The following is a 20,662-nucleotide window of genomic DNA, read 5'->3' as shown; positions in this document are numbered from 1 at the left end:
GTAACTTGGGGGGCCCGAAATACCTCGCATAAGCGCCGGCTGAATCGTGTCACCTGCTAGATTGCAATGCTGGCTGGATTGCTCGTGGTTGGCAAGGCCGTGGGACTACAACTTTGGCAGGGGGTAGAGAGGCCGGCAGGCTGGTAAACTGCCTTGTTATACGCAGGGGTAACTCATGACACTCGCCGAAATTGCTCGCCTGGCCGGCGTTTCACGGACCACCGCAAGCTACGTCATCAATGGCAAGGCGCGCGAACGACGCATCAGCTCTCATACCGTCGATCGCGTCATGGCCGTGGTGCACAAGCACAGCTTCCGAGTCGACGCGCAGGCCGCCGCCCTGCGACGAGGCGTAAGCCGCCTGCTTGGACTGATCGTTCCCGACCTGGAAAACGCCAGTTATGCACGCCTGGCCAAGCGTCTGGAGCGCGGGGCACGGGAACAGGGCTACCATCTGCTGATCGTGGGTTCCGACGACGACCCGGAAAGCGAACGCGAACTGGCGCTGGCGCTGCGCGCACAACGTTGTGAGGTCATCATCACCGCCAGTTGCCTACCCATGGAAGATGATTTCTATCGCGACATGATGGCCGAAGGACTGCCGATCGTTGCCATGGACCGCGGCCTGGACCCTCAGTATTTCGCCAGCGTGGTAGGCAACGATCGCGATGCCGCCGAGCGGCTGACTCGCTCGGTACTCGATGACTCAGTCAAACGTATCGCCTGGCTGGATGCTGTACCAGCGCTCTCGATCAGCCGGGAGCGCCGGGCCGGCTTCCAGCAGGCGCTGGCCGGCAGTTCCGTGCAGGTGATCGCCAGTGGCGCCAAGCGCTATGATCGCAGCGACGGCGCGCGACTGATGCGCGAGCTCCTTGACCGTCACGACCTTCCGGACGCCTTGATCACGGCCTCTTACACGCTGCTCGATGGCGTGTTCGACGTATTGCTCGAGGACGGGGGCCTGCCGCAATCGCTGCGCCTGGCCACCTTTGGCGACAACCGCCTGCTCGACTTCCTGCCATTGCCAGTCAACTCTGCGGTTCAGGATCATGACCGCATCGCCATGGTAACCCTGGCCTGCGCCTTGGCGGCTTCGCGGGGCGCCTATCAGCCCGGTGAGCATGTTATTCCGCGGACGCATCATTGGCGTCTGCCGGAACGCACAGCTCTCTTTACCACCTGACCCGATTCACCTGAATCGCCTCACTGGATCCACTTCAATCTAACGCCGACCAGGGCTCGAGCCTGTGCAGCGTGACTGCAAGGCATCGCTTCAGGTCCACGAGAATCACGCCGGCCTCGCCCAGTTGCCCCTCCCTGCCCATGCGCTCCAGCAGTGCGGCAATTCCGGCCATCTTCACCGCACCGAGGCTGGACGACTCACCCTTGAGTTGGTGGGCCAGCTGGTTGATGCGCTCCGACGATGCTGCGCCGAGGGCCTGATCCAGCTCGGCAAGGCGTGCCTCGACCTGCTCGCGATAGAGCGCGATCAACAAGGCGAGACCGCGTTTGCCGAGACTCTCACGCAGCGCAGCCAATGTGGCCCGGTCAAGCGGCTGGTCGGTTTCACTCGGCTCGGGGGCCGACGCGAAAATCTGTGCGCCGTCGCCGGTCTTGTGGAGATGACGACGCCACATCGCTTCCAGCGCTTCCTGAAACAACGGCTTGGTCAGATAGCCGTTCATGCCGGCGGCGAGACAACGTGCCTGCTCGCCCCCAGGTCCGCCGGCGGTCATGGCGATGATCGGCACCTCGCCGGACCAGCCGCCGCTCGCGCGCAGTCGCCGCGTAACGTCCAGGCCGTCCATGTCGGCCATCTGAACGTCCATGAAGATCAGATCGAAGCGCATCTGCATGGCTTTTTCCAGACCCTCAGCACCACTCTCGGCGACACTGACACGACAGCCGAAGCGTTCCAGCATCGCCACCGCCACCTGTCGATTGACCGGATTATCCTCGACCACCAGCAATTGCGACTCGTCAAGCCGGACAGGGCAAGAGGCCTTGCGTGTCGCCTCAACCGGGGCGTTGTCCGCAGGCACCAGCGGCAGGTTGAAACAGAAGCGGCTTCCCACACCGGGTTCACTTTGCACCTCCAAGCGCCCCCCGAGGGCTTCCACGAGGCGACGACAAATGGCCAGGCCCAGGCCGGTACCGCCGAAATGCCGGGCGGTAGAGGCGTCACCCTGCTGGAAAGGCTCGAAAAGCCGCGGGAGCTGTTCTGCCGTGATGCCACGCCCCGTGTCGATCACGTCGAAACGCAGATACTCCGGCTCGGGGCCCGTCACCGACAGCAGGATCTCGCCCTGGTCGGTAAACTTGATGGCGTTTGAAACCAGGTTCAACAGCACCTGGCGCAGCCGCACGGGATCACTGAACACGCGTCGCGGAAGCCGTGGGTCAAGATGGCTGGCAAGCCGTACGCCTTGTGATTCGACACGATGGGCAAACAGTGTCATGACCCCCTCGACCAACTCGCTCAGGGGAATGGGGCGCGACTCGAGCTCTAGCCGGTCCGCCTCGATCTTGGAAAAGTCCAGTAGGTCGTTGATCAACTCCAGCAGCAGGCCGGCGCTGTTGTGAATGGTATGAGCATAGTGGCGCGAACGCCCCTCCAGCGGCTGGTCGAGCAGCAGATCACTCATGCCGATCACGCCGTTGAGCGGTGTGCGTATCTCGTGGCTGACAGTGGCCAGGAAGAGCGACTTGCTCTCACTTGCCGTCTGGGCGCGCCGGGCGGTGGCTTCAAGCTCTTGGCTCAGGGTTTCCAGCTTACGCCGGGCCGCGGCATTGTCGCGGGCTTCGCGAAAGAAAAACATCACGACCAGCATCGCTGCCACGCTCATGGCCAGGATAAGCGCCATCAGCAAGGCGTAGAGGGTCTGCAATTGCTGGCGTTCATGCGTCGCGCTATCGGCCAGGTGGCCGTTGATGGCGATGATCAGCGGCTCGGTGCGCCGTCCCAGCGCTTCGAAGTGCCGGTCAAGCGCGAGGCGGCGCTCATCGTCAAGGGCGTCAATCGACTCTAAGTGCGCGTCCAGCTCGTCGAGTCGTGCCTCGATCCCGTCGAGCAGCGATACCGCCACGGGGATGGACGCGATCAGCTCGGAAACCTCCCCACCGCGCAAGAGGTTCAGACGACTATAGAGCAGCTCGAAGCGTAGCCTGGCCCCTGCCAGGCTACGGTCGGGATCGCCGAGATAATTGCGCAACTGTACGACGTCACGATCCATCTTATAAGCGTGCCAGGCGGTGTCGCCGCCAACGCTTTGGGTCAGACTGTCCTGACGCCAAGAGACCAGCCCCACCACCAGCACGGCGGCGGCGAAGAGCACCAGGGCGGCGATAGCACCGAATTTTAGGCGCAGCGGGAGGCGCAACATGGGCGAGGCAGCGTTCAGTCGAAAGAGTGATCAAGGCACATGGATTTTCTCCACCTGCCATACCGAGCGAAAGCGGATCGTCTCATTGTTGAGTTCGGGATGCTCGTCGAAAGGATAGAGCACGAACAGCGGACCGAACTCGCGAATCGGCATGGGCTCGCCGTCGCGATGCAGGGCCAGAATTACCTTATAATCATGCAGGTCCGTGATCGGGATCTCGGCCTCGAAGTCGTTCAGGGCTCGCACCACGATGCGCTCGCCCTCAGCGCCTGCGACCTGCAGAACGGCAAGCAACAACGGCCCCTCATAGCGGGACGAATCGCTATGCCAAGGCGTGTTGGTCTCGACGACGCGCGACTCCAGGGCCATCAGCATGTCCCGGTCGAGATGGGCCTGCGCACCCGCATTGGTATGCGCGATATTCCCGCTGATGGTGAGTATCACCTCCCCCGTGGGAGACGGCAGCGGCTCGGCGACGAGTCGCATGGAAAATAGCAACGAGCCGATGAGCAAGACGACCGACAGGCCGGGCATGATGCGCCTGGGCATTGGCATCGTCCCCCAAGAGATCAGATCGTGGTGGTGGCAGCGACGTGAATACCCGGCAGCACCTTACCCCTCGCGCCTTAATGGCACATCAGGGCGGCGGAATGCGTTCCTCGGGTATCGTGTCGGGGATGTCCTCGAGGCCGGCAAGGAAATTTTCGAGTCGTGAGACACGGATTTCGAGCCCGGCATTACGGTGTATCTGACGCGACAGCATGACCAGCTCAGGGTCGCCGAGTTCAGCTTCCTCGAGTTGGTCATGGTAGGCATCGATGAAGGTCAGGTCGGCGTCATGGCTGGCCCGCCAGGCGAGGTCGGAAGACTCAAGTGCCTCCCTTGCCTCCTCACCCAACACGCTCGACAGTCGCTCGGTCAGACGCTCTACTTCCTCTTCCCAGGCGGCTTCGGCCTCCTTGGCACAGTCCAGCATGCCTCGGGAACCCGACGGGCTCTCCGCCATGCAGCTATCTAGCTGCAAGGCGATGGGATGACTGTTCGATACAGTCTGCCCCCAGGCCTGTGCGGGCAAGGTAACGGCAAGCAGGAAGACGCTACCGGCCCCTTTCCAGCGCTTGGCGAGGACGCCTGTCAACGGCTCAACTCGCTCTCTGAAGGTGCACTGCCCGACGTGTCATCCATCGGCGTGATTCTTACCAGATCCTCGTAGGCATGCCAACTGGCATGACCGAGTACCGGTAGGATCAAGGCCAGGCCGATGTAGAAGGTCATCACGCCGACCAGCACGCAGCCAGTGAGAATCGCTGCCCAAAGCAACATCGGGCGGAAGTTTCGCGCCACGGAGCGAACACTGGCTTCGATCCCCTCCATGAAGGTAAGGTCCTGGTCCATCAAGGTCGGAATGGCCACCACACTGATGGTAAAGGCGCCAAAGGCCAGTATGCCGCCCGCCACGGAACCCACGGCGATCATGCCAAGTCCTTCTGGCGTGGTAAGAAGGGAGGCATAGAGCGTCGCGGGGCTGGGCACTTCGAAACCGAAGAAAAGCGCGAACAGCAGTGTGGCCAGACGAATCCAGGCGAGGAAGAAGATCATCATCATCACGCCCATCATCGCCAGCTGGCCTGTATGACCCTTCCAGGCGCCGAAAGCATCCCCCAGGTGAGGGGCACGATTGGCCTCCAATGCCTGGCTGATGCCGTAGGAGCCCACGGCCACCAACGGGCCGATGAACATGAAGCCGGCCAGCATGGGCAATAACCAGTGCCAAAGCCCCAGCGTCACGGCGGTGAAGGTGATCGCTATGCTCAGGCCCACCCAGAACATACCGTAGGACAGGCTGACTGCCGTGGCCTGCCGAAAGTCTTCGAAACCAGCAGCCAGCCATGCTCGAGGCCTGTCGCTGCCGACTGGATTGATGGTGATCTTGACCCTGGGCGCTGCAGCCTTGTGTTCACCTGTTGTCTTTGCCGCACTCATTGCGTCACCCCTGTTTCTGCCTTGTCGCTTTCCGGACTGACCGGACCTCGTCAGGTGGGATCGGATCCACGCCTAACCCATGATCTTACATTACCTCAGAATGGGGGGACTTGCTCCAGGTCAATACTCACAAGCTAGCCCCCGATCATCGCAACCGGGGGCCGTCTGAAGACACCTCTAGCGCACGATCATCACTGATATCTTGGCATGATGCACCACGTGCTCGGCGTTGGGTCCCAGCACATAATCGGCAAATTTGCGCTTGTTGTGGGAGGCCATGACGATCAGGTCCACCTCGAGTTTCTTCGCTGCCTTGACGATCGCCTCCCAGGGTGAGCCATCGACGATGACACTCTGCACCTGAATGTCCTCGGGCACGTTCGCCTTGATGAAGTCGTGCTGTGCCTGAGTGATCGCCTCATGGGCCTTCTTGGCGAAGCCCTTGGGGAAATAGGACCCGACGATGGGCATTTGGTAGTCCGGCAGCACCGTGACCACATGCAAGGAGGCGTCGAAACTCCGACAGAGCGCCAGAGCCGTCGGTAGCGCTTTCGACCACGACGACTCCTCGTTCAGATCCACCGGCAACATGATCTTGCTGTACATGGCACTCTCCTTCACGCAGTGGCGGTGGCGCCCGTCTTGTCACGACGCCGGCGCTGCATCATTACAATCAGCCCGAAGACCAGGAAGGCCGGAATCCACATCAGCTCCTTGGTCCAGCGATCGACAGGGGCCAGCACCTCGATGATTTCCTGATCGAAGTCGAAGCCGAGATCCGCCGCCTGACTGCCGTAGGCGACCATGTCAACGGTTGCCGTGTCGTCCTCGATCAGCAGTTCCATGCCCAGGTTTTCAAGCCGCTCCTGCCCGGTCTCGCCTTCCGGCACTGGCAGGGTCATATAGGTGGTCATGCGATCACCAAACGCATCGACACCTTCAATCTGCAAGCGCAAGGTGGCGTCTTCATCGACATCGCCCAAAGCCTCGACGAATTGCGCCGGCGGCACGGATTCGTAGGGATCATGGATCATGTCCATCCAGAACCCGGGCCGGAACAGGGTGAACGCAATCAGCAGCAACACGATGGATTCATACCAGCGATTGCGAGTGATCATGAAGCCCTGAGTCGCCGCGGCGAAGATCAGCATGGCGATCGTCGACACCACGAAGATCAGGATCCCTTGCAGAAAGGTCACATCGATCAGCAGCAGGTCGGTATTGAAAATGAACAGGAAAGGCAGCGCTGCGGTGCGCAGGCTGTAGTAGAAGGCCTGGAAGCCAGTACGGATCGGGTCGCCACCCGACACTGCTGCTGCCGCGAATGACGCCAGCCCCACCGGGGGCGTGACATCGGCCATGATCCCGAAATAAAACACAAACAAGTGGACCGCAATCAGCGGTACCAGCAGGCCGTTTTGCGCGCCCAGCTGCACGACAACCGGCGCCAGCAGTGCCGATACCACAATATAGTTGGCTGTCGTGGGAAGCCCCATGCCGAGGATCAGGCTGAGTACCGCCGTGAGCAGCAGGATCAGCATCAGATTGCCCATGGCGAGAGTTTCCACCACCTCGGCCAGGACCAGACCCACGCCGGTCTGCGACACGGCCCCGACGATGATGCCGGCAGTGGCAGTGGCGATGCCAATGCCGATCATGTTGCGGGCACCGGTGACCAGGCCGTTCCACAGATCCATCACGCCTTCGCGCAGGTCTGCGCGCATATCGCTACGCCCGCGGAAGATCGAAGTAATAGGACGCTGAGTGAGAATGATGAAGATCATGAAGACCGTCGCCCAGAAGGCCGACAGTCCCGGTGACAAGCGTTCCACCATCAGACACCAGACCAGCACGATGACCGGCAGGATGTACTGCAGTCCCACCAGCACCGTGGGCTTGGTCTGCGGCAACGAATAGATCGGCTGATTGGGATCATCCAGCTCGAGTTCGGGGTAACCGGCGGCCAGCTTGAGCAGCGCGATATAGATGACTGTCAGCCCCACCGCGACCACCCAGGGCGTCGCATCGCCCAGTACCGGCTTGAGCCAGCCGAGCCCGTAATAGACGGCCAGAGCGGTCACCATCATCAGCAGCAGGCCACCGAGAAAGCCGATCACCTTGTTCAACAGTGGCTTGGGCGGGTTGCTGCTTTGAAGACCCTGCATGTTGGCCTTCATGGCCTCCAGGTGGACGATATAGACCAGCGCGATGTAGGAGATCAGCGCCGGCAGAAAGGCATGCTTGATGACCTCGACGTAGGAAATGCCCACATACTCGACCATCAGGAAAGCGGCAGCGCCCATGACCGGCGGCATGATCTGACCATTGACCGAGGACGCCACCTCGACGGCCCCGGCCTTTTCGGCGGAGAAACCGACACGCTTCATCATCGGTACGGTAAAGGTACCGGTGGTCACGACGTTGGCGATCGACGAACCGGAAATCAGCCCGGTCATGGCAGACGCCACCACGGCGGCCTTGGCCGGCCCACCGCGATAGTGTCCGAGCAGCGAAAATGCCACCTTGATGAAATAGTTACCGGCTCCGGCCTTGTCGAGCAAGGCACCAAACAACACAAACAGGAAGACAAAACTGGTCGAGACCCCCAGCGCGATGCCGAAGACCCCCTGGGTCGTCAACCACTGGTGGTTAATCAACCCAAAGAGGCTAACCCCGCCGTGCGAGAGGATACCTGGCATCCAGGGACCGGCCAGGCTATAAACAAGAAATACCGACGCCACGATCATCAGCGGCGGGCCCAGCGCTCGGCGGGTCGCCTCGAGCAGCAGCAGGATTCCCGCCACCCCGACGATCACATCCTGCAGTATCGGCGCTCCCGGGCGCTGGGATAGCTGCTCGTAGAACATGAACATATAAGCGCCGCAGAAGGCCGCGGCCGCGGCAAGCACCCAATCCTGAATGGGAATGCGATCGCGGGGTGAGCGCTTGAGTGCCGGATAGGCCATATAAGCCAGAAAAAGCGCAAAGGCCAGGTGAATAGAGCGCGATTCGGTGGCGTTGAACACACCGAAACCCACCATGAAGGAAAGTGGGGAGGCAATCCACAACTGGAAGAGCGACCAGACGGCCGCGATGCTCACCAATATTTTCCCGGGCATGCCGGCTGGTTTACGGGCCCCCGTGTCGCTGGAGGCGACCATATCCTCCAGGTCTACTCCGCTTCCCGAAGCCCTGTTGTTATCGTCAGTCATATGCCTGCCCTGCTCCGAGTCGATTGACGCATGATTGCCCTATCGAAATGCCTATCAACATCCTGAACCAGAATGCGCGGCACCCTCGGGTAACCGCGCATTTCTTACCAGGTAGCAACACCTCGGGTTACAGGATTACTCGATCCAACCTTGTTCACGATAGTAACGCGCCGCCCCATCATGCAGCGGAGCGGAAAGCCCCTCGCTGACCATCTCCTCCTGATCGAGGTTCTCGAAGGCCGGATGCAGACGCTTGAAACGGTCAAAGTTGTCGAATACTGCCTTGACGGTCTGGTAGATAACTTCCTCATCGGCCTCGGCGGTGGTCACGAAGGTCGCTGCCACGCCGAAGGTCTCGACATCTTCGTCATTGCCCTTGTAGAGGCCACCCGGTATCACCGACTTGGTGTAATAGGGATATTCCTCGACGATGCCATCGATATCCTCGTCATTCAACGGGATCAGGCGAGAGTCGACGGTCGTGGTTGCCTCCTGGATAGAGCCGTTGGGGTGACCTACGACATAGACCATGGCATCGACATTGTTGTCGGCGAGAGCCGCGGCCTGCTCGGCGGCATCGAGCTGTGATGCCAGAGAGAAGGTGTCCTCGGTCCAGCCCTTGGCCTCCATCACCACTTCCATGGTGTTGCGCTGACCGGAGCCTGGGTTGCCAATATTGACACGCTTGCCTTCCAGGTCATCAAGCGTCTCGATCCCCGAGTCGGCACGCGCCAGCAGAGTCAACGGCTCACCGTGGACGCGGAACACGGCACGTAACTCCTCGTAGGGTTCGCCTTCGAAATTACCGGTACCGTTGTAGGCCTGGTACTGGACGTCGGACTGGGCGACCCCCATGTCCAGTTCACCGGACTTGATGCCATTAATATTGGCAACCGAGCCGCCGGTGGAAGGCGCATTACACTTGATGCTGGAATCTTCCAGACGGTTGACCAGACGACAGATCGACTGACCGACTACGTAATACACACCGGTCTGGCCACCGGTGCCGATGGTGATGAATTGCTCGTCGTCCTGGGCCATGGCCGGTGACGCAAACATAGCCGCCCCCAGCAAGGCACCGGAGAAAGCCGCAGTAGAAAAAGCGTGGCGTTTCATGAACACACCTCAATTGGCATTGTGATCGACATGATGGTGGCAAACCCTGCAAGTGGCAGGCTTACCGACGGTTAAACCGTCATTGGCTACTTTAGCGAAAAAAACGCCTGCTTGATGAGGTCTTTTTTCCATAGCATCCAGTCTAGCCTTGCCTTACGTTTAGTGAACGTTAATTTTTTAAGCATTCCTTCCACGTTGCACCGACATCGTCGAGTCACGCCTTGCCGGAGTCGATCCACCAGCGCCTCCCCCGAGTTTCTAACGCTCTACCGCGGGACTTGTATAACTGCATAGACCTCCTGACGTCATGCAATCGGGCATTAGCCGTTGCCATAACCTTGATGAACTGCCGCCCTGGCGGCCAGACTGAATCCCATCAGCCAGCAGGAGGGAAGCGAGGATGGGAGCCATCGAATGCGTCCAAGGCGATATCGCCAGCCAACCCGATATAGACGCCGTGGTCAACGCTGCCAATGCCCGGCTGGAAACCGGCGGTGGCGTGGCCGGTGCGCTGCATCGCGCCGCTGGCCCGGGGCTCGCGGAGGAGTGCCAGCCACTTGCGCCGATCCGGCCAGGCCAGGCAGTGATTAGCGGTGCACACGATCTGCCTAATCGATACGTTATCCATTGCCTGGGGCCGGTATATGGCATCGACGAACCAGCGGATGTGCTGCTCGCCAGCTGCTACCGTCAAGCGCTCGAGCTGGCCCACCGTTACGACGTTTCCTCGATCGCCTTTCCGGCGATTTCCGCCGGCGCCTTTGGCTATCCTGCCGCCGAGGCGGCGCGCATCGCCCTCTCCACGGTGCTGGAAAGCCTGCCCGAGTTCCCCGGCCTGGAGCTGGTTCGCTTCGTGTTGTTCGACACCGCCAGTACCGAGCTACACCAGCGCACACTCGACACGCTGGCGCCTCACTGACGCTACATCGAGCAAGGCTACAACATCAGAGGTTGTAGCCCAGCACTCGCGGCAGCCACAGGGAGATTTCCGGGAACACCGCAACCAGCGCCAAGGCGCCGGCCATGGCGACGACGAACATCAGCGCCCAGCCGATGGTTTGCTCCAGGCGGATCTTCGCTACCTGGGTGGTGACCATCAGGTTCACCGCCACCGGCGGCGTGAACTGACCGATGGCGATATTCATCGCCATCAGGATGCCGAACCACACCGGATTCCACTCGAAATGCTGCATCACCGGGATCAGGATCGGCATCATGATCAGATAGATCGAGATCGCATCGAGCAGGGTGCCGGCCACCAGGACGGCGAGCATGATCAGCACCAGCATCCAGGTGCCGTTATCGGACAGGCCGATGATCCACTCGGCGAGCTCGCGGAAGGTGCCCAGCATGGTTCCCGCCCAGGCAAAGATGCCGGCCAGCGCGATGATCAGCATCACCACGCCGGAGATTACCGCCGCCTCGCCGAACAAGGCCCAGAGCTCACGAAGCGTGAGCTCTCGCGTCACGAACAGGCCCACCAGCACGCCGTAGGTGACCGCTACCACCGCCGCCTCGGTCGGCGTGAAGAGCCCCGAGCGCAGCCCGCCTAGAATCAGCACCGGAGCGAAGAGTGCCGGCAGCGCCTGCTTGAAGGCCTCCCCCAGCTCGGGGCGATCGGCATTATCGACTGAAGCGTCACCGCCTTCCCGACCACTCCCTTCCCAACCATAGTGTCTCGACACCAGCAGCGCCGGCACCAGCAGCGCCAATCCGGCCAGCAGGCCGGGAAATAGCCCGGCGGCAAACAGCGCCCTCAGGTCGACCCCCGGCACCACGATGGAATACAGGATCAACGCCACCGAGGGCGGAATCAGGATCGCCGTGGACGCCGACGCCGCGATCAGGGTGGCCGAGAATGGCTTGGGATAACCGGCCTTGGTCATGCTCGGCAGCATCACCATGGCCACCGCCGCGGCATCGGCCGGGCCGGAGCCGCTCATGCCGCCCATGATCATGCACACCAGCACCGCCACCAGCGCCAGCCCGCCGTGACGCGGCCCGATCAATGCCTGGGCGAAGCGCACCAGGCGCAGCGCCACCCCCGAGCGTTCGAAGATCAGCCCGGTCAGGATGAACAACGGAATCGCGATCAGCGGGTACTTGGCGATACTGTTGTAGGTGTTGGTGCCCAGCGTCGCCAGCATGGCGGGTGACAGGCCGGTGACAATACCTACCGCACCGGAAAGCCCCAGCGAGAAGGCCACCGGCACCCCGGCCACCAGCAGACCCGCGAAGGCGAACAGCATCCACAGATCAGGACCCATCCTCGAGCCTCCCGCGCAGGCGATCCAGCGTCTGCTGGGCCAGGCGCACCAGCATGGCGGCCGACAGGACCGGCAGCCAGACGACATACCACCACTGCGGCAGGCCGAGCCCCGGCGACAGCGACTCCCACTGATACTCCTGCCAGGCCAGCTTGCCGCCGAACCAGGTAATCAATCCCAGCACCAGGGTGCCACACAGCCATTGAAAGACGATCAGCGCCTTGCGCGGCGCGCCGGGCAGCGCCCGCTCCAGTAGACCAATCCGAATATGGCCGTTACGCCGCAGGGCCACCGAGGCGCCGGCAAACGTCACCACTACCATCAGGAACACCGAGAACTCCTCGGTAAACGCGAGCGATCCCCCGGTGACATAGCGCGTCACCACATTGGTCAGGCTGATCAACGAGATGATCACCAGCGCCAGCGATGCCAGCACGCGCTCGAGGCGCGCATCGGGTAAGCGTTTCATCATGGCCTCAATGCCAAGCGGCCGGCACCTTATAGGTGCCGGCCGATTCACTAGCAGGCTGTGTTCAGGGCGACTCGATGTCGGCTTGGGCCGCCTCGACAAGTGACTCGCCGATCTGCGATACCCAGTCATCGTGAACACTGCGGGTCGCGTCGACGAACGCCTGATGCTGGTCATCGGAGAGCTCCGTCACCTCGACGCCGCGCTCCTGGATCGCCGCTAGACGCTCGCTCTCCTGCTCGCGCGTCATGGCGATTTCCCATTCACCGGCCTCGATGGCGGTCTCGCGCAGAATCGCCTGCTGGGCCTCGTCGAGCGACTCCCAGACCTGGCGATTGACGGCGAAGATCAGCGGATCGTTCATGTAGTTCCAGAGCGTCAGGTGTTCCTGGCCCACCTGGTCGATACGCGCCACATCGAACACCGACAACGGGTTCTCCTGACCGTCTACCGCCCCGCTGGTCAACGCCGGCTTGGCGTCGGCCCAGCTCATCTGGGTAGGGTCGGCCCCCCAGGGCATCGAAGGTGTCCTGGAACAGCGGCGAGCCCACCACGCGGATCTTCAATCCTTCGAGGTCGGCCGGCTCGTCGATGGGGCCCTGGGAGTTGGAGAGCTGTCGAAAGCCGTTCTCCCCCCAGGCCAGGGGAATCACGTCGCGCGACTCGATGGCCTCGAACACCACCTCCCCCGCCTTGCCGCCGGTGACGGCGTCCACCGCCGACTCGTCGGGCATAAAGAACGGCAGCGAGAAGAGGTTGAGCTCCGGCACCTGCGGCGACCAGTTGATGGTCGAACCGACGGCCGCGTCGATCAGCCCCGAGCGCATGGCGGAGAATTCCCGGGTCTGATCGCCGGAGACTAGTTGGGAATTGGGATAGACGCGCAGGGTGAGCTCGCCGTCGGTGCGCTCTTCCACCAGATCCGCCCACTTTTCGGCGGCCTGCCCCCAGGGAAACGCATCGGGGAGCACGGTGGAAACGGACAGCTCGCGGGCCTGAGCGGAGAGCGAGAAAGACAGGACGGCGACACCGGTCAGCGCAGTGGCAAGCCGGGTGACATGGCGGGTGGTGGTCATGGCGTATCCTTGCAGCGGCGGCCCGGCGTGGATCGCGGGCATTTTCGTTATGGCGAGCATGGCAACGCTCAGCCGTTCCATTCTACGAAGTCGCGCGTTGAAAGCCAGCTCGCCGCCATCGGTACCGGCGACGTGCCGAGCACTCCCCTGCCATGACTAGATCGACGCGGACCTGGTGCTGTTTCGCAGCATCGGCGTGACGGGCAGCTTGATATGGTCGGGGCTCGATTCCGTCTGGTTGATCTGGTTGAGCAGCAATTCGGTGGCCTTGACGATCATCAGCTCGATCGGCTGCTGAAGCGTGGTGAGCGAATGGCTCGGCCAGGCGGCCATGGGAATGTCGTCGAAGCCGACGATGGACACATCCTGGGGTACCCTAAGCCCGAGTTCGTGGCGCAGGGTTTCCATGGCCGCAATGGCCATCAGGTCGTTTGCCGCGAAGATCGCGTCTGGCACCCGCCTTGTCGAGAACATCCGCCGCGTGGCAAATCGCGCATCCTCGTAGCGATAATTGCCGACATCCACGCCATGACACGTCATGCCGCGCTCGGCCAGGGCGGACAGCAAACCGGCCTGACGCTGCTCATTGGTGGAGGACCCGATCAGCCCACCGAGGAAGGCGATGCGCTGGTGGCCGGACGCGGCGAGCAACTGGCCCGCCCAGTAGCCACCCTGATGGTTGTCGCAACTGACCTGGCTGATGCCCTCGTAATCGACGGTACGGTTGATGATCACCACTGGCACGCCGACCGCCGCGATCTCGCCGGCCTGGGCGCGGGTGATGGAGATCGCCAGCATCAGCACGCCCTCGACCTGGCTCCTGAGAATATCGTCGATCACCTCGTCGAAGGCCTTGCCGAGCGGGGCCACAAACAACTGCAGATGATAGCCGCGGGCCTGAAAGAACTTGGAGGCCCGCTCCAGGACGCTCGAATAGAAGGGGTTTTCCAGGCTGTAGATCACCACTGCGATGGTCTTGCTCGAGCGCGTGATCAACGAGCGGGCGATGGTGTTCGGCCGATAGCCGAGCTGGCGCGCGGCCTCGAGCACTCGCTTGCGGGTCTTGGCCGACACGCTGGCATTGGAGGAAAAGGAGCGGCTAACCGCCGACTGCGAGACACCGGCCAGCTGTGCAACATCTCGGGATGTCACGGACTTGGTCTTCATCAAGGGAGCTCATGCCGGAGGAAAAGGCCGCACCAAAAATGCCTGCCGAAGCAGGCATTGTTTCGATCATTCAGCTCAAAAGCCTACCTTGTCGCCACCCTTCAGGCCAAGCATGCTGCGCGCCTCGTCGGGGGTCGCCACCGGCAGGGACAATCCTTCGAGAAGCTCGCGAGCCTTGTTCACCTGGCTGGCATTGCTTTCCGCCAGCTTGCCCGGCCCCAGCCACAGCGAATCCTCAAGGCCAACCCGCACGTTACCGCCCATGGCGGCCGCCTGGGAGGCGATGCGCATCTGGCTGCTGCCGGCGCCCAGCACCGACCATTGATAGTCGCTGCCGAACAATCGGTCGGCGGTGCGGCGCATGTGCAGCACGTCCTCGGGATGCGGGCCGATGCCACCGAGAATGCCGAACACGCTCTGGATGAACAGCGTGCCGTCGATAATGCCGCGATCCATGATATTGCGCAGGCTGTAGAGATGGCCGATGTCGTAGCATTCGCATTCGAACCGCGTGCCATTCTTCGAGCACATCGTCATGATCTTCTCGATATCCGCGAAGGTATTCTTGAAGACCAGGTCGTGGCTCTTCTCGAGGTGCTCGCGCTCCCACTCATGCTTGAAGGTATTGAAGCGCTGCAACATCGGAAACAGCCCGAAGTTGATCGAGCCCATGTTCAACGACGCCAGTTCCGGCTGGAATTCGACGGCCGGGCGCATACGTTCTTCCACCGTCATGTGCGGGCTACCGCCGGTGGTGAGGTTGATGACCGCCCCGGTGGCCTCCTTGATCTGCGGCAGGAACTTCTCGAACACCGCGGGATCCTGGGTGGGCTTGCCAGTCTCGGGATCCCGTGCATGCAGGTGCAGGATTGAGGCGCCTGCCTCGGCCGCGGCAACGGCCGACTCGATGATCTCCTCGGGCGTCACAGGCAGATGCGGTGACATAGAAGGGGTGTGAATCGCACCGGTCACGGCGCAGGTGATAATGACCTTTCGCTGGGTCGCCATGGGCGTCTCCTCGCTGAAGTAGCTCGTTTATATAACGCTTGTTGATGTGGCATCAGGCATCGTTGGCCGACTGCTGATGGGCCATCAGCGCCATCAACCGGCGATCCCGCCAGACCTGACGCTCGGCCAGGCCATCACTGGGCAGCAAGGTGCGCCGCTCGGCATCGAGCGCCGCCAGCGTCTCCTCCGCCCAGGGGTCACTGCCATCGCGCTGGGCGTCGACATCGCGATACAGCGGCCCGTAGCGTCGGGCGTAATCGACCACCCCCGCCGGGGCATTCAGATCGATGGTCTCGAGCGGGCCCATGAACGACCAGCGCAGGCCGAGGCCGTGCTTGACGGTCTTGTCGAGATCCTCTGCTGACACATAACCATCGCGGAACAGCCGCAATGCCTCGTTGAGCAGCGCGCCCTGCAGGCGGTTGAGAATGAATCCCTGCACTTCCCGCTTGACCAGGATCGGCTGCTGTCGCACCGCGGTCATGAGTGCCATCGTGCGCTCGACCGCCTCGGCGCGGGTCGCCGGGGTGGGCACCACCTCGACCAGCGGAATCAGATAGGGCGGATTCACCGGATGCGCCACCAGGCAGCGCTCGGGATGGCGCAGGTGATCGGTGAAGCGCGACGCGGCGATCCCCGAGGTCGAACTCGCCAGGATGGCATCGGTAGAGACCACCGCCTCCATCGCGGTATAGATCTCGCGCTTGGCCGCGACGTCCTCGGGGCCGCATTCCTGGACGTAGCCGACGTCGCCAAGCGCCCGGCCCAGGTCCGGCTCGATGCTGATACAGGCCATGACCGCGTCGGGGTCATCGACCAGGCCGTAATTCACCAGGTCCTCGAGCGAGGTGCGAATGGCCCCTCGGGCCTGGGCCAGGGCCGGTTCACTGACGTCGTACAGACACACCGGCGTACCCGCCCTGGCAAAGACGATCGCCCAGGCCCGGCCGATCAGCCCAGCCCCGATCACGGCAACCTTTTTGCTCATGTTCATACTCCCCGCGGTAAGGATTACAAGGTTTCGACATTGCCACAGACACTGAGCGCCTGACCGGAAATATTGCTGCCTCCTGGCGCGGCCAGGAACAGCGCCATGGCGGCAATATCGCTGGCGTTCACCATCTTGCGCATCGAGACCTTGGAGAGATTCTCCTTTTCCATCTCCGCGTAGCTGATCCCGCGCTTCTCGGCGCGGTCGCGGATCACCTGCTCGATACGCGGTCCGCTGACGATGCCCGGCAGGATGGCATTGACACGCACGCCGTCCGGGCCGAGCTCACAGGCCAGGCTCTTGGTAAGCCCGACCACCGCCCACTTGCTCGCGGCGTAGGGAGTGCGGTAGGCAAAGCCCAGGCGACCGGCCACGGACGCCAGGTTGATCAACAGTCCCTGGCTCGCGCGCAGCAGCGGCGCGGCACGGCTGGCGACGAAATACTGGCCATTGAGGTTGATGTCGATGGTCTTCAACCAGTCACTGGAGGCGATCTCGTCGATGCCGCCGGTCGGGCCGGCAATACCGGCATTGTTGACGACGATATCCAGGCCACCGAGGGCGGCCGCGTCGCCAAACACACGCTCGACCTGATCTTCCTGGCTGACATCCGCGACGCTTGAGGTGATGCTCTCCGGCAGCGCCTTGAGCCCGGTTTCGTCGATGTCGCAGACGTGGACACGCGCTCCCGCCTCGTGAAAGGCCATGGCGATTTCGCGGCCGATCCCGCTGGCCCCGGCGGTGATCAGTACTCTGAGGCCTTGGCGCGGCGCTAGGCTTTCTAAAACGGTCATAGGGTTCTCTCCTTGAATGGTCTTACAGAGAAGGCAGCCAAGTGGACAGGAAGGGAAGCATGCTGATGATCAGCAGGTTGATGAGTACGATGCCGACGAAGGGCATGACGGACCAGGTGAGGCGAGCGATACTAATATCGGCAATCTGGGACGCCACGAAGAGATTGAGCCCTACCGGTGGGGTAAACATGCCCATCGCCAGATTGACCACCATGATGATCCCGAAGTGGACCGGGTCGAAACCGAAGCTGATCGCAATGGGCAGAAGAATCGGCACGAAGATCAGGATCGCAGCCGCCGCCTCAATGAACATCCCTGCAAACAACAGCAGGACGTTGGCCAGGATGATGAACAGGAAAGGACTCTCAATGGTCGAGATAGCGAATTGGGACACCATGTCAGGCACCCTCAACCGCTGAAGGATACGGCCATACAGCCCTGCAGCACCGATGATGCTCAGCACGATGGCGGTCGTTACAGCCGAGTGCTTGAGGATGCCGACCAGGCTGCTCAACTCGATTTCTCGATAGACGACGAAGCCGATCATAAAGGAGTAGGCGACGGCAATGACTGCGGCTTCGGTCGGCGTGAAGATGCCGCCGTAAATGCCGCCCAGGATGATGACCGGCATGAGGATTGCCAGAATCGCCTTGCGCCCGGCACGCAGGACGTCCCCCCAGGAGCTCTTTTCGATACTCCCCCCCAGGCCGTTGGCCTTGGCGAAGAAGTAGGCGAAGATCAGCAGGCTCAGCGTGACCAGAATACCCGGCAGGATGCCCGCGATGAACATGTCCCCAACGGATACATTGGCGGCAATCGCGTAGAGAATCAGTGGGATGCTGGGTGGGATGATGACGCCGAGGGCGCCTGAGGCGGCCTGGTTAGCGGCGGTATAGCCTCCGGGATAGCCCTTGGCCAGCATGGCGGGGATCAGGATGGAACCGATGGCCGCGGTAGTGGCCGCGCCCGATCCTGAGATGGCCGCGAAGAACAGCGAGGTGACGATGGCCACCATCGCCAGGCCGCCTGTCATGCTACCGACCAGCGTGTTGGAGAAATCGACCAGGCGTTGGGATATTCCACCGCTCTGCATCAGGGAACCCGCGAGGATGAAGAAGGGAATCGCCATCAACGGGAAGGAGTTCACCGACGCGATGAGCTGTTGGGGGACAATCAGCATGGGTGACAGGTCCCCATGCCAAATAGTGACGGCAGAGGCCAGTCCGAGCGATAAGGCAATGGGTACGCCGATGATGAACAGCGAAATCAGCAGCAGGAACAAGAGCAGTGCCATCGTCAGTTCACCTCCTGCTTAGGCTGGTTGGGTATGTTGAGTGCCTCATCGAGCAACAGCCCAAGGCTATTGATCATGATGACCACGCCTCCCGCAGGAATGGCCATATAAGGCCACATCATGGATATGCGAGTGCTGGGTGCTGTCTGGCTGGCGACCCGATCCATCAGGTCGTAGCCGTACTTAATCATGATGAAGGCGAAGAGAGTGGAACAGAGGATGACGGCAATCCGTAGCAGGCGAGCCAGCTTTTTGCCGGCGTGTTCCAGCAAGATATCCACGGAGATCAGGGTACCCTTGCGATAGGCATACCCGACTCCGAGAAACGTCAACCAGAGCATCGCGAAGCGGGCGATCTCATCGGAAAAGAACAGTGGGCTGCCCACTACGAAACGAGCGAATACCTGCCAGAAGATGAGCACCGTCATCACTAGCAAGAGCCCGGCCAGCATCCAACCGATCAGACGATTGAATTCATCAATGGCTCTATGGGCCAGCAATAGATAAGACTTCATGGCTGCCTCATGCGTCAGGAAGGCGCCCGCAGGAAGCATTGCCGCCTGCAGGCGTCGTGGGCTCAGTATTCGAAATTGATGGCAGCGTCGACCAGGTCCTCACCGATGGTGGGGGCCCACTCCTCAAGGACGGGTTTGACCGCTTCGCGGAACGGGGCGAGGTCGGGATGGGTCACAGTCATGCCCAATTCCTCGAGTTGCCCGAGGTAACGCTGCTCCAGCTCCTGGCTGGCCTCGCGCTGTACAGGCAGAGCAATTTGGGCCGCTTCCAGGATGATCGCCTGGTCTTCTTCGCTGAAGGAATTGAACAGGTCCAGGCTCATCATCAATGGCGCTGGCGAATAGACGTGCTGGGTCATGTTCAGGTAGTCCTGAACTTCGTAGAAATTCACGTCATAGATGGTGGCCAGGGGGTTTTCCTGGCTGTCCATCACACCCTGCTGGAGGGCGGTGTAGACCTCGGTCCATGCCATGGGTGTGGCGTTGGCCCCCAGTGCTTCCCAGGTATCGACCTGGACGCGGCTTTCCTGGGTGCGGTGGTTAATGCCTTCCAGGTCGCTGGGTTTCTCGATCGGACGCACCGAGTTGGTGTTGTGGCGAAAGCCGTTCTCCATCCACGCCAGGAACTTCACGTTCATGCCTTCCTCGGCCAGCTGGGCGAGCTGCTCGCCATATTCGCTGTCCAGGAAGGCATAGGCATGCTCGTGGTTTTCGAAGACGTAGGGCAGGTCGAAGAGCATGAACTCATCGACGAACCCCCCCATTGGGCCGGTTGAAGAGATGCCGGCATCGATGATGCCGAAGCCCATGCCCTCGACGACTTCGCGCTCGGCACCCAGCGCGTTGTCGTAGTGAGGCTCGATCGAAAAACGGCCCTCGGAGAGTCTTTCGAGTTCCTCGCCGAACTTCAGCACCCCGATACCCTGCTGGGAGTCTGGCCCAAGTGGCAGGCTGACATTGATCACCCGCTCGGTCCCGGCATGGGCCGCCGAGAGGGACGCGGCCATGACAGCGGTGGTCAGTAGGGTCTTTGCGAAGACGGAAACAGTGGCGTTGTGCATCTTGTACTCCTTGTCTGTGCCGGCAAGAACAGTGGCGTCTACCGGTTCAGGTTATTGGTCATCATTCGGCGGCTCTCGAAACCCGCCCGACACATTGGCTGTAATCACGATTGTATGTTCTAGATCAGTATGACTACGTATGCAAACACTGCTGCCAGAAATTTACCCATTTCTTTTTTATCTATTTGATTTATATGCAAATATACTTTAGTCTAAAAAATGACTACGTATTCATAATGGACGACATGTATCGCCGTGATGGCCATCACCACACAAGCAATACGGCTACAGTAAATTCGACCCCGACGGCAAGCCGGGAGCGGGAG

Annotated in this window: 18 protein-coding genes and 1 pseudogene; 2 read left to right on the top strand and 17 right to left on the bottom strand. The window is 61.4% G+C overall.

Annotation, left to right across the window (positions count from 1 at the left end):
* Positions 1-175 precede the first annotated feature (175 nt).
* Positions 176-1,183 (top strand): catabolite repressor/activator, encoded by a 1,008-nt coding sequence (gene cra / locus KG088_RS03975; protein WP_213824201.1) that lies wholly within the window; start codon positions 176-178, stop codon positions 1,181-1,183.
* Positions 1,184-1,217: 34 nt separating this feature from the next.
* Here cra and KG088_RS03970 read toward each other — a convergent pair whose 3' ends face one another.
* From KG088_RS03970 to KG088_RS03940, 7 genes are all read right to left on the bottom strand, one after another.
* Complete coding sequence (locus KG088_RS03970; RefSeq protein ID WP_213824200.1) at positions 1,218-3,383, bottom strand: ATP-binding protein; 2,166 nt, start codon at positions 3,381-3,383, stop codon at positions 1,218-1,220.
* A gap of 30 nt (positions 3,384-3,413) precedes the next feature.
* Positions 3,414-3,932 (bottom strand): oxidoreductase, encoded by a 519-nt coding sequence (locus KG088_RS03965; RefSeq protein ID WP_213824199.1) that lies wholly within the window; start codon positions 3,930-3,932, stop codon positions 3,414-3,416.
* Positions 3,933-4,020: 88 nt separating this feature from the next.
* Positions 4,021-4,521 carry a lysozyme inhibitor LprI family protein gene (locus KG088_RS03960; protein WP_213824198.1) on the bottom strand — a complete coding sequence of 167 codons (501 nt, stop codon included), beginning with the start codon at positions 4,519-4,521 and terminating at the stop codon, positions 4,021-4,023.
* Positions 4,518-5,366 (bottom strand): DUF2189 domain-containing protein, encoded by an 849-nt coding sequence (locus KG088_RS03955; RefSeq protein WP_213824197.1) that lies wholly within the window; start codon positions 5,364-5,366, stop codon positions 4,518-4,520. Before KG088_RS03955 ends, KG088_RS03960 begins: the two co-directional genes overlap by 4 nt.
* Positions 5,367-5,543: 177 nt before the next feature.
* Positions 5,544-5,972 carry a universal stress protein gene (locus KG088_RS03950; protein ID WP_213824196.1) on the bottom strand — a complete coding sequence of 143 codons (429 nt, stop codon included), beginning with the start codon at positions 5,970-5,972 and terminating at the stop codon, positions 5,544-5,546.
* A gap of 11 nt (positions 5,973-5,983) precedes the next feature.
* Positions 5,984-8,578: a TRAP transporter permease gene (locus KG088_RS03945; RefSeq protein WP_213824195.1), complete on the bottom strand. Its 2,595-nt coding sequence runs from the start codon at positions 8,576-8,578 to the stop codon at positions 5,984-5,986.
* A gap of 135 nt (positions 8,579-8,713) precedes the next feature.
* Positions 8,714-9,694 carry a TAXI family TRAP transporter solute-binding subunit gene (locus tag KG088_RS03940; protein ID WP_213824194.1) on the bottom strand — a complete coding sequence of 327 codons (981 nt, stop codon included), beginning with the start codon at positions 9,692-9,694 and terminating at the stop codon, positions 8,714-8,716.
* Between the two features lie 400 nt (positions 9,695-10,094).
* Here KG088_RS03940 and KG088_RS03935 point away from each other — a divergent pair, with 400 nt between their 5' ends.
* Positions 10,095-10,613, top strand: coding sequence for a macro domain-containing protein (locus KG088_RS03935; protein ID WP_213824193.1), 519 nt, complete (start codon positions 10,095-10,097; stop codon positions 10,611-10,613).
* A 25-nt stretch (positions 10,614-10,638) separates the two neighbouring features.
* Here KG088_RS03935 and KG088_RS03930 read toward each other — a convergent pair whose 3' ends face one another.
* The 10 genes and pseudogenes from KG088_RS03930 to KG088_RS03885 all read right to left on the bottom strand — a co-directional run bounded on the left by KG088_RS03930 (position 10,639) and on the right by KG088_RS03885 (position 20,336).
* Positions 10,639-11,961, bottom strand: coding sequence for a TRAP transporter large permease (locus tag KG088_RS03930; protein ID WP_213824192.1), 1,323 nt, complete (start codon positions 11,959-11,961; stop codon positions 10,639-10,641).
* Positions 11,951-12,430 (bottom strand): TRAP transporter small permease, encoded by a 480-nt coding sequence (locus KG088_RS03925; protein ID WP_213824411.1) that lies wholly within the window; start codon positions 12,428-12,430, stop codon positions 11,951-11,953. Before KG088_RS03925 ends, KG088_RS03930 begins: the two co-directional genes overlap by 11 nt.
* A 64-nt stretch (positions 12,431-12,494) precedes the next feature.
* Positions 12,495-13,506, bottom strand: a pseudogene (locus KG088_RS03920) (DctP family TRAP transporter solute-binding subunit).
* Positions 13,507-13,662: 156 nt separating this feature from the next.
* Positions 13,663-14,673 (bottom strand): LacI family DNA-binding transcriptional regulator, encoded by a 1,011-nt coding sequence (locus KG088_RS03915; RefSeq protein WP_213824191.1) that lies wholly within the window; start codon positions 14,671-14,673, stop codon positions 13,663-13,665.
* 75 nt (positions 14,674-14,748) lie between these two features.
* Positions 14,749-15,681, bottom strand: a complete 933-nt coding sequence (locus KG088_RS03910; RefSeq protein ID WP_213824190.1) for a BKACE family enzyme — start codon at positions 15,679-15,681, stop codon at positions 14,749-14,751.
* A gap of 52 nt (positions 15,682-15,733) precedes the next feature.
* Complete coding sequence (locus tag KG088_RS03905; RefSeq protein ID WP_213824189.1) at positions 15,734-16,669, bottom strand: 3-hydroxyacyl-CoA dehydrogenase; 936 nt, start codon at positions 16,667-16,669, stop codon at positions 15,734-15,736.
* A 23-nt stretch (positions 16,670-16,692) separates the two neighbouring features.
* Positions 16,693-17,466, bottom strand: coding sequence for an SDR family oxidoreductase (locus tag KG088_RS03900; protein WP_213824188.1), 774 nt, complete (start codon positions 17,464-17,466; stop codon positions 16,693-16,695).
* Positions 17,467-17,488: 22 nt separating this feature from the next.
* On the bottom strand, positions 17,489-18,760 hold the full coding sequence (locus KG088_RS03895) for a TRAP transporter large permease (protein ID WP_213824187.1): 1,272 nt from the start codon (positions 18,758-18,760) through the stop codon (positions 17,489-17,491).
* A 2-nt stretch (positions 18,761-18,762) separates the two neighbouring features.
* Positions 18,763-19,275 carry a TRAP transporter small permease gene (locus tag KG088_RS03890; RefSeq protein WP_213824186.1) on the bottom strand — a complete coding sequence of 171 codons (513 nt, stop codon included), beginning with the start codon at positions 19,273-19,275 and terminating at the stop codon, positions 18,763-18,765.
* A gap of 62 nt (positions 19,276-19,337) precedes the next feature.
* Positions 19,338-20,336: a TRAP transporter substrate-binding protein gene (locus KG088_RS03885; protein ID WP_213824185.1), complete on the bottom strand. Its 999-nt coding sequence runs from the start codon at positions 20,334-20,336 to the stop codon at positions 19,338-19,340.
* Positions 20,337-20,662 lie beyond the last annotated feature (326 nt).

The sequence above is a fragment of the Halomonas jincaotanensis genome, assembly GCF_018448785.1.
GTDB classification, from domain to species: Bacteria; Pseudomonadota; Gammaproteobacteria; order Pseudomonadales; family Halomonadaceae; genus Halomonas; species Halomonas jincaotanensis.
This window is presented reverse-complemented; position numbering and strand designations above follow the sequence as displayed.